This window comes from Flavilitoribacter nigricans DSM 23189 = NBRC 102662 (assembly GCF_002646595.1).
Taxonomy (GTDB): domain Bacteria; phylum Bacteroidota; class Bacteroidia; order Chitinophagales; family Saprospiraceae; genus Flavilitoribacter; species Flavilitoribacter nigricans.
In genome coordinates, this window is record NZ_PDUD01000134.1 from 1 (window position 1) to 680 (window position 680).

Below are 680 nucleotides of genomic sequence, written 5' to 3' on the forward strand. Positions count from 1 at the left end.
GACAAACGTCTAGAGAAGGGCTTTGAAGCCTTACTCAATAGTATGTTGATACATTATTCGGTAATCCTGCGCCAATTAGCCACTGGTCGAGGGGAAGAAGTACAATTGGGGCGGTTTGTGAATAACCCTAAAATCACCTCAAAGGGCCTGGTAGATCATTGTTGCGAGCAGCTTGGAGTTAATGTAAAAGGTCGCCCGGTATTGGTGATCAATGACACTTCCACAATTTCATTTGCTCCCAATGCTCGACGTGAAGAGCTAGGGTTTGTAGGCCCAAATAGTACTAAAAGTGGTTTTGATGTCCATCCGGCGATTGTATTAGATGGTGAAAATGGAGCCTGCTATGGCTTGGGCGGCATTTCGATCTACAAGACAGAATTTGCTCGCACCGAGCAAGAACAGGCCGACCAGGCTCAGAGGCGTCGCGATAAATGGAAGACCCCCTTTGAGGAAAAGGAGCGCTATAAATGGTTTGATGCGCCTCGCCAGGCTATTGCCAATTATGCTGATGCGTCCAGTTATACCTTGATAGGAGATCGCGAAGCGGATATCTACGATCTAATGGGGTTGGGCCTGCAACAGCAGTGGGATTTTGTGTATCGTAGCCGAACGAATCGATTATTAAGTACTCCTTCCCATGGCCAGACTAAGTTATATCAAGCCATTGAACAATGGCCGGT

Annotated in this window: 1 protein-coding gene; it reads left to right on the forward strand. The window is 47.2% G+C overall.

Annotation, left to right across the window (positions count from 1 at the left end):
• Window positions 1–680 (forward strand): hypothetical protein (locus CRP01_RS42720; RefSeq protein WP_222845969.1); only part of this gene is annotated, 680 nt, incomplete at both ends.